This is a genomic window from Priestia flexa NBRC 15715 (assembly GCF_001591565.1).
Lineage (GTDB): Bacteria > Bacillota > Bacilli > Bacillales > Bacillaceae_H > Priestia > Priestia flexa.
The window spans coordinates 1-8,894 of the sequence record NZ_BCVD01000138.1; the positions used below are offsets into that span (position 1 = coordinate 1).

General features: G+C 37.0%; 7 protein-coding genes and 1 other annotated feature. Of the genes, 3 read left to right on the forward strand and 4 right to left on the reverse strand.

Annotated elements, in window-relative coordinates:
- Positions 1-33: 33 nt before the first annotated feature.
- A complete protein-coding gene (ezrA, locus tag BFL01S_RS17335) occupies positions 34-1,725 on the reverse strand; it encodes a septation ring formation regulator EzrA (RefSeq protein ID WP_061786462.1) in 1,692 nt (563 codons plus the stop codon).
- Positions 1,726-2,039: 314 nt separating this feature from the next.
- Here ezrA and hisJ point away from each other — a divergent pair, with 314 nt between their 5' ends.
- Positions 2,040-2,834: a histidinol-phosphatase HisJ gene (hisJ, locus tag BFL01S_RS17340; protein WP_025909467.1), complete on the forward strand. Its 795-nt coding sequence runs from the start codon at positions 2,040-2,042 to the stop codon at positions 2,832-2,834.
- Here hisJ and refZ read toward each other — a convergent pair.
- Positions 2,820-3,473, reverse strand: coding sequence for a forespore capture DNA-binding protein RefZ (gene refZ / locus BFL01S_RS17345; protein WP_061786463.1), 654 nt, complete (start codon positions 3,471-3,473; stop codon positions 2,820-2,822). The genes hisJ and refZ overlap by 15 nt on opposite strands.
- 245 nt (positions 3,474-3,718) lie before the next feature.
- Here refZ and msrC point away from each other — a divergent pair, with 245 nt between their 5' ends.
- A complete protein-coding gene (msrC, locus tag BFL01S_RS17350) occupies positions 3,719-4,198 on the forward strand; it encodes a free L-methionine (R)-S-oxide reductase MsrC (protein WP_025909469.1) in 480 nt (159 codons plus the stop codon).
- A gap of 36 nt (positions 4,199-4,234) precedes the next feature.
- On the opposite strand, the gene BFL01S_RS17355 is transcribed toward msrC, so the two are convergent.
- Positions 4,235-6,067 (reverse strand): sensor domain-containing diguanylate cyclase, encoded by a 1,833-nt coding sequence (locus BFL01S_RS17355; RefSeq protein ID WP_061786464.1) that lies wholly within the window; start codon positions 6,065-6,067, stop codon positions 4,235-4,237.
- 324 nt (positions 6,068-6,391) lie between these two features.
- Here BFL01S_RS17355 and rpsD point away from each other — a divergent pair, with 324 nt between their 5' ends.
- On the forward strand, positions 6,392-6,994 hold the full coding sequence (gene rpsD, locus BFL01S_RS17360; RefSeq protein ID WP_025909471.1) for a 30S ribosomal protein S4: 603 nt from the start codon (positions 6,392-6,394) through the stop codon (positions 6,992-6,994).
- A gap of 81 nt (positions 6,995-7,075) precedes the next feature.
- Here rpsD and tyrS read toward each other — a convergent pair whose 3' ends face one another.
- On the reverse strand, positions 7,076-8,332 hold the full coding sequence (gene tyrS / locus BFL01S_RS17365; RefSeq protein ID WP_025909472.1) for a tyrosine--tRNA ligase: 1,257 nt from the start codon (positions 8,330-8,332) through the stop codon (positions 7,076-7,078).
- A 59-nt stretch (positions 8,333-8,391) separates the two neighbouring features.
- Positions 8,392-8,607 (reverse strand) — a binding site (T-box leader).
- Between the last annotated feature and the right edge of the window lie 287 nt (positions 8,608-8,894).

Here is an 8,894-nt window from a genome sequence, read left to right on the forward strand (position 1 = left end):
GGGGTCAGTCCCCTAAGCTGACGTTTTTTTATTCTATCTATTTGTGATCATAAACTGCTGGATTTTTTCTACCGCACCAGGGTCGACCTGTTCAATCGCACTAGCTACTTCGTTTAGAGCTTCTTTATATTCATATTTACGAAATAGCTCTTCTGCATCTCGTAGCGCTTGAGCTACCGATCCATACTGACTGCGGTAACGATTTCCATATTGAATCATCTTCTCCACAAGCTGCGCTTCTTCTAGAATTGCTTCCGTTTCTTCAAATGTCTCTTTTACAGCCTCTACAGCTTCACTAAGAAGAGCTTGGACTGCTTGGATGTTAAGAGGTTTTTCTTGAAGCTTTAACGTTGCGTCTTTCAAGAGGTGCATCGTCTTTTCTAACTGTACCTTATAGTATTCAGGTACACCTGGTAAATTACTTTTCTGAATCAACCTTTTTGCCTCAATAAGCTGAGACTTTAAATCCTCAATTTGCTCTTTAGCCGTTAGTTCGTCTTTTCTCAACGCTTGAAGCATATCGCTATAAGATTCTTGAGACTGTTGAAGCTGTTTTAGTTGCTTAGACACATCTTCAAGTTCTTCTTGAATAACGCTATAAGCTAAGTTATGTTCCGCTACTTTATCTGAGATATTATAATAAAGGTTCGTTAAACGCTTTAATTCACGATCCATTTTGTAATACAGCTCTAAGTCTTTCTCTTTAAAGTGATAGCTTTGTTGTACGAACAGTGTTTCATCTCGCAGTTCTCGGTTCTTATCTTGTAAAAGCTTCAAGAAATGTGAAACCGTTTGAGATTCTTGATTCATCTTATGATATGAATACACTTCGTGCTCTAAAGCATCGTATAGTTGCTCTAAGCGTTCATTTACATCATCGAGCTTTGCCATTGCTTCTTCTACATAAAGCTCTTCGATTTGTTGAATAATCGTGTCTGTTTCATGTCTTAAAAATTCAATCGTTTCTTCAACTTGCAAATGATCTAACACGTAGCCGTCTCTGGTCATACCCATAAATCCATCAATTAACTCTGAAAACTGAGCTGGAAGCGTAGTTTGACATTCTACTAACACTTTTGGAATTTGTTCTAAGCATGTATCAATTGTCGTTAAATCCGTTTTTAATTGCAGAACCGTTTCTCGCGCTTGTAAATAGTTTCCATTTGCTGTTTCTTCTTCAAAAACAGCAAACTGTTTCTTTGCATGATCAATCGCTGCTTCCAGCGTTTTTTCCGCTTTTCCATACGAATAGCGGTGCGCTAGCAACTTTTTCTTTACATGACGGTGCAACTGGTTAAGCTCTTCAATGTCATGACGATTATTTTGTTCGCTGCCAATGAGATTTTGTAATTCTGTTAATATGTTCTCAATCTCAGCCTTTGTTTTATCTAACAGTTCATTAATATGTATAGATAGTTGCTTCGCTTTTTTAAAGCGGTATTTATCTGCACATTCTTCCGTTTCAAAAAGTAATTCATCAACTTTTGGAAGCTCAGTTGCTACGATTTCATCCCACTGTTCACGCCAGCGTTCAAATAGCTCTTCAGTTTGACCTGTCATGTTTAGTTCTTTTACTTTTGAAATTTCCTCTGCCACCGGCATATTCTCTAACTCCATCTTACGAGATTCAAGCCGGTCAATTTCCTGATAAATTTTTTTTCGTGAAAACATTCCGTACACAACTAATCCAATAATTAGTATGATTAGTGCAATAATAAATTCCATACTAAGCCCCCTTACAATACGTTCTACATGACAAGTTTCCTATTTATAAAAAGGGTTATTGTAATCCTTTAAATGTTTAAGCGTCAATGTTTTTATGATACCATGTAAAGCCTTGCTTTTGAGCAAAAATTTTAATTTTTTCACACAAAATATTGGCAATTTGTCGACTGTGTCTCCTTTTATCATTTCTTTCAAAGAAAAACCTTTTGCTTTTCTAAATTCATCGACAAAATTGCTGAAATTTTGAGTTCTACAGTTGAAGTTTTAGCCTGCAACGTTACAATTAAAGAAAATGAAAGGAGTGATGCAAGTTGATGAAGGTAGACCGACATATCCACACACCATTTTGTCCACATGGCTCACAGGATTCATTACAAGCTTATGTAGAGAAAGCCATCCAATTAGGCTTCCAGGAAATTTCATTTACAGAGCATGCCCCGATTCCTGAGAATTTTGTTGACCCAACTCCGGAACAAGATAGCGGCATGTCGATGACACAGCTTGAAAATTATTTAAAAGATGTCCATCACATAAAAGAGCAGTATGCCAACGATTTAAAAATCAACGTTGGACTTGAAGTGGATTATATTGATGGATTTGAAACGAAAACTACGCAATTTTTAAATGAATACGGTCCTCACTTAGACGACAGCATACTGTCTGTTCACTTTTTAAGATTTGACCGTCAGTACTTTTGTTTAGATTATAGCCCCGAAGCATTTGCTCATATTGTACAGAAATTTGGGAGTGTAAGCAAAACATATGATAAGTACTACGAAACGCTGTTGAAGTCTGTAAACTATGACCTAGGACTTTTTAAGCCGAAGCGAATTGGACATATTACACTTGTTCATAAATTCAAAAAGCAATTTCCGTGTCCAAATCGATTTACTGAAAAAATTAATACGATTTTATTAGCTATTCAGCAACAAAACTTGGAGCTTGATTATAATGCAGCTGGACTCTTTAAACCTCTTTGTCAAGAAGCATACCCTGCTCCTGATGTGCTTGAATTAGCACGCAAAAAAAAGATCCCTCTTGTCTATGGATCAGATGCCCATTGTGCGAAGGACCTCGGTCAAGGTTACGAAACGCTATTTTCTTGTTAAACGCACGTACACTTGCTTTTTCGGTTCACGCTGTTCATATAGCATCGTTCGAATCCAAGCAGTTAGTTCGCCATTGTATTGCTCTAAAAAGTAGGTTTCTTGAGGCATAATATATAATACCTCTGTTAAATATTGTGGATGAAGGTAGGGCATCGAAAGCAGTGCTTTCAGCTGAATAATGATAAATGAAGGGTTAACCTTTCGAAATTCCCTATCTTCCATTCCTTTTTCTAAAACGGTTTTAAGGTAGTACTTTTCTTTTGTTAAGTATGTTGTCATAACTTCTCTTATGAACGTCGTGTCTAGTGAAATCTCGCGATATACAAGCCGCGCAATTGTACGGTTTTCGTGCTGATAATTCAGTACAGCAGAGACCATCCCCTGTAAACACTCCTTAGCATCTTTATATTCCCTGAGCTCAAATTCATTTTCAAGTTCTGCTATATAGCCTTCAAAGTAAGTTGTAACAAGCGTTTCTAATAGCCCTTCTTTACCTTCAAAGTAATATGAAATATTCGCTACGTTCACCTTTGCTTTTGTAGCAATCTCGCGTACTGAAGTTCCATCAAAACCTTTCGCGTTAAATAATGAAACCGCAGCGTCAATAATTCGTTCCTTCGTTTTAGCTTGAGCAACCATTTTTACCACCTCATCTTTTTTCAATCAAGTGATATTTAAGCAGGAATCACGTCTTCTTATACACAATCAAAGTCATTGCAAAATCCGAGAGAAATCGTTACATTATTTAAAAGGGTTTTATGGGCTTATCTACATAATTCGTGATAAGCTTCTAAGTTCCTGTAATCTTTTATCGACAAAGTCATGAACAGAACGACGCGCTTTGATACATTTTATACGTTTTATGTTGAATGGGGGAGAATAACATGTTTCATGTCGAAAATTATAGCGAATCAAGAGAAAAAAATTATGAACTTGTTTTAAAGCAACTTCGTGCATTAATTGACGGAGAAAATAATCTGATCGCAAACCTTTCTAATGCTTCAGCACTTTTAAACCAGTTTTTAGAAGATGTAAACTGGGTTGGATTTTATTTAACGGAAGGGAATCAGCTAGTGCTTGGCCCTTTCCAGGGCTTACCAGCGTGCGTAAGAATTCCATTTGGAAGAGGTGTTTGTGGAACTGCCGCTGAAACACAACAAACGCAGCTTGTTGCTGATGTACATCAGTTTCCCGGTCATATCGCTTGCGATGCTGCATCTCAATCAGAGATTGTTGTCCCTATTGTAAAAGACGATAAATTAATTGGTGTGTTGGACATCGATAGCCCAATTAAAAACCGTTTTGATGAACTAGACCAAGCTTATTTAGAGAAGTTTGTTGAAGCTTTGCTAGAAGCAATGTAATAAATAAGTAAAGAGGATGCTTAAGCATCCTCTTTATTATTTATACTCTTGAATAACGGCTTGGTTTTTCCCTCTTTTTTTCGCTTCATACAATGCTAGGTCAGCCCGCTTAAATAGTTTCTCAGTTGAATCTTGTTGTTCTTGAGACCAAAAAGAAATACCAGAGGAAATTGTTGTCTTTGGGATTGTTTCTTCTTCTACACGCTTAACAAGCCGATTGGCTATGCGCTTTGCGATACTTAATGTAGTGCAGGGCAAGTAAACAGCTAATTCTTCCCCGCCCCACCTTGCTGCTACATCATTTAACCTAATATTCCCTTTAATAAGATTTGATATTTGAATGATAATATCATCTCCTACTTGATGACCATATGTATCGTTTATTCTCTTAAAATTATCAATATCTAATAAAATAAATGAGCCGCCCGAATCTTTTCTCATAGACTCTTCAATACACTGATCCAAGTATTTCCTCGAATAAAGCTTACTCAAATGATCTGTCACGACTAACTTTTCTAATTCATCTCGCAGCATCGCGTTCACAAATGCAAGCGTTGAATGATGAACAATCTCCTGAACGAGCTTAAATGTATCAAAAGAGAAGAAATAAGGTTGCTTATGAAGAACCATTACCATACCTTTTAACTGTTGGTCTTGAACCATCGGTACAGCAATTAGTGATTGAAATGTAACAAGTTCATCATTCAGCTCTCCAACTATATTGTTTATAAACAACGATTCATTCTCCTGAGTAATCCTTTTATATGCATACTCAATATAGTATCTCGCACCAGGGGTGTCAAAAAATGCAGTGTTTCCTTTTAATGGGGCATAATAATCATCCTCAAAGAAGATTACGCCAACCTCTTGAGCATCAAATGATGTCATAATTCGATTCGACACATAATGAATACCGTCGTATAGATTTAATTTTTCGTTTAAATGACGTGATGTTTCATTAATGAGCTTTAAATCGGTAAGGTTCTTTTGCGAACGTACATAAAGCTGTACCTTCTCCAATGCCCCTGCTGTGACGCTGATTAATTGTTTAATAAAGGGGATTTCTGAATGTGAAAAAAAAGACGGTGTACTCTTTTCCATAATAAGCACACCATAAGTTCCCTGCGAACCTACAAGAGGTGCATAAACTTTGCAGCCTGTACTATCTGTTGAAACTACGTCAACCTCACCTGTCACATAAATATTCATTAGCTCTTGATCATCGTATGATAGGGGCAAGATTTTATCGATATACCGCCCACGATAATCATGGGCAACATAAATTTTATGTTGATACGTTGGATACATACCTTCCAATACGCTTATCACTTTTTCTAATATGTAATCCATGTTCATGGAACGGTTAAATGCTTCTGTTAATTCGTATAGCTCCTTATATCGCGCCTTATCAATGGATGTTTGATAATGGGCATATACTTTCTTTAGAAATGCAATACACTGCTTGCTAAGCTCTGTTAAAAAGCTATTACTATTTCCCTTTACTAAATCCGTTCTTTCTATACCAAACAAACAATGATAATGCTCAATTGTTAGCGCCATTACAATATACGAATCTGTCACATAATAGCTTTGTTGAGTATGTAACGGTAAAGAGTTAAGAAGGTCTAATACCTCTTTTTCACCCTTATCATTGCTTTGATTACCTTTTTTATTTACAGATGCTATTAATTTATAGCCATAGAGTTCTCCTGCTTTTAACGCAATAAAACCACTGCTAGATTCCAATATAGAAATGATGCTCTGCACCATTTTATCTAATGTTTGTCGTAATGATTCAGCATTGTCATTAACGTGCGTTAATTCAAATAAACGTCCTTTTAATTCTCTCAAAACTTCTTGTTGATTCATTTCATTATCACCTACACCATTAATTCCTCTTCTAAACCATTCTTTTATTATAATAAAAAATCCTGTTTTTTCCTATCATAACCTTTTAAATTAACAGGCTTGACAATCTGATGTAGAAAACATATAATACTCGTTGTGTAAAATATTGCAGCTTATACAGTCTTCTTTATGTTTTTTCATTTTGTTCCTCAGCATGAGCTGATGGTGTATCGTGTAACTCTCTGCTGCTAGAGCGATGGTACATGAAAACAAAATGAGCATATCGTTAGAATGTGTCTGTTTTTGTTTTGCATAAAATAAAAACACAAACAAGGAGGAGTCATCATGGCTCGTTATACAGGTCCAAGTTGGAAAATTTCTCGTCGTTTAGGTCTTTCTCTAAGCGGTACAGGTAAAGAATTAGAAAAACGCCCTTACGCTCCAGGTCCACATGGCCCAGGACAACGTAAGAAAATTTCTGAGTACGGTTTACAATTACAAGAAAAGCAAAAATTACGTCACATGTATGGCGTAAACGAGCGTCAATTCCGTAACTTATTCGTTGCTGCTGGTAAATTAACTGGTAAGCACGGTGAGAACTTCATGATTCTTTTAGAAGCTCGTCTTGATAACTTAGTATACCGTATGGGTCTTGCACGCACTCGTCGTCAAGCTCGTCAATTAGTTAACCACGGTCACATCTTAGTTGATGGTAAACGCGTTGACATTCCCTCTTACCGTGTACAACCTGGTCAAGTGATTGGTGTTCGCGAAAAATCTCGCAACCTTTCAATTATTAAAGAATCTGTAGAAGCTACAAACTTCGTACCAGACTACTTAACTGTAGATGCAGAAAAATTAGAAGGTACTTTCACTCGCTTACCTGAGCGTACTGAATTATCTCCTGAAATCAACGAAGCACTAATCGTAGAGTTCTACTCTCGTTAATAGTAAAAAAAGATTCCCTCTATTGGGAATCTTTTTTTGTTTACTCATGAAAAAAGACGCTCAAACTTGAGCGTCTTTTCATTAATATTGAATTAACGTATATTTTTTCTTACCGCGTCGAATAACTGTGAACTGCCCTTCAATACGGTCTGCTTCCGTCATTACTTTTTGAAGATCTTGAATACGTTCTCCATTAATATAAATTGCCCCGTTTGTTACATCTTCACGTGCTTGACGTTTAGACGGAGAAATTTTACTTTCAACAAGTAAATCGATAAGTCCTACTTCTTCACCACTATGATTGTAAGAAGGTACATCTTTAAATCCTTCTTTAATTTCTCCTGCAGTTAACTCAGCAATGTTACCGTTAAATAACGCTTGTGAAATACGAATTGCTTGCTCTAGAGCTGCCTTCCCATGAACAAGTTCTGTCATTTCACCCGCTAACGCTTTTTGAGCTTCACGTTTTTCAGGCGCTTCATTGGCAGATGCTTCAAGCGCTGTAATCTCTTCATGAGATAAGAACGTAAAATATTTTAAGTATTTTACAACATCGCGGTCATCTGTGTTGATCCAGAACTGATAGAACTCATAAGGGCTTGTCTTTTCAGCATCTAACCAAACTGCTCCACCTTCTGTTTTACCGAACTTTGTACCGTCAGCTTTTGTTACAAGCGGAACTGTTAAACCAAATGCCTTTGCATCTTCTTCAGATTTACGAATTAGTTCAAGGCCAGCTGTAATGTTCCCCCACTGGTCGCTTCCCCCAATTTGCAGCTTACAGTTATACGTTTTGTATAAGTTTAAGAAGTCATAAGACTGTAAAATCATGTAGCTAAATTCTGTGAAAGAAATTCCTGACTCAATGCGTGATTGAACAGAATCTTTCGCCATCATATAATTAATACCAAAGTTTTTGCCGATATCACGTAAGAATGTAATCACATCTAGAGATCCAATCCAGTCATAGTTATTTGCAATAACCGCTTGATTATCCCCGTTTTCAAAATCTAAGAAGCGAGATAGCTGACCTTTAATACGATCACTAAACATCGCTACCGTTTCTTTTTCATTTAACGTACGTTCTGCTTTTTTCCCACTTGGATCTCCAATAAGACCTGTACCTCCACCAACTAGTGCAATTGGTTGATGACCAGCTTGCTGGAAGCGACGTAAAATTAACACGGGTAATAAATGACCAATGTGTAAGCTATCAGCCGTTGGGTCGAATCCACAGTATAAGCGAACTGATTCAGAATTTAATAACTCACTTAATCCTTTTTCATCCGTTTGTTGATTAATAAGACCACGGAATTCAAGATCTTGTAAAATGTTCATCTAAGTTTCTCTCCTTTAATATATCTTTCAAAACAACACAAAAACGCCCCTTCTATAAAAGAAGGGACGAAAATATCGCGGTACCACCCTATTTGAAAATAACAACGGTTATTTTCCACTTAAACGATGTAACGGTCTTCCCGTCTTTTGCTACTAACACGTTCACAAAAGATGCTCAAGGATGTACTTCATATCTGTCTATGGCTGATTTACACCGACCACCAGCTCTCTTTAACAGGGAGACAGCTACTACTTTTTCCTATCTCTGCATTTTATATTAAAAAAATCTATACAGCATTATTATGAATGATTTCATTTTAAAATTCAAGTAGCAATCTATGTGATAAAAACTAAAAGAGAGTGGGACATAACAAAACAAATTTCCAAAAAGACGAACATTCCCTTTTCTCACCTCTTTACGTTGTCAAAACACGTTCGTTCCATTGCACTACGGCCGCTCGCTTTCCGCGTGGAGGAACCTGAGCTTCCTCGCTGCACTGCAGGATCTCAGGTTTCCCTCTATTTCCCGCAGGAGTCGAGTGTCCTACACTCCGTTCCACCC

Coding starts and splice junctions, on each gene's coding strand:
- ezrA (WP_061786462.1), bottom strand. CDS start 1,725: ATGGAATTTATTATTGCACTAATCATACTAATTATTGGATTAGTTGTG.
- hisJ (WP_025909467.1), top strand. CDS start 2,040: ATGAAGGTAGACCGACATATCCACACACCATTTTGTCCACATGGCTCA.
- refZ (WP_061786463.1), bottom strand. CDS start 3,473: ATGGTTGCTCAAGCTAAAACGAAGGAACGAATTATTGACGCTGCGGTT.
- msrC (WP_025909469.1), top strand. CDS start 3,719: ATGTTTCATGTCGAAAATTATAGCGAATCAAGAGAAAAAAATTATGAA.
- BFL01S_RS17355 (WP_061786464.1), bottom strand. CDS start 6,067: ATGAATCAACAAGAAGTTTTGAGAGAATTAAAAGGACGTTTATTTGAA.
- rpsD (WP_025909471.1), top strand. CDS start 6,392: ATGGCTCGTTATACAGGTCCAAGTTGGAAAATTTCTCGTCGTTTAGGT.
- tyrS (WP_025909472.1), bottom strand. CDS start 8,332: ATGAACATTTTACAAGATCTTGAATTCCGTGGTCTTATTAATCAACAA.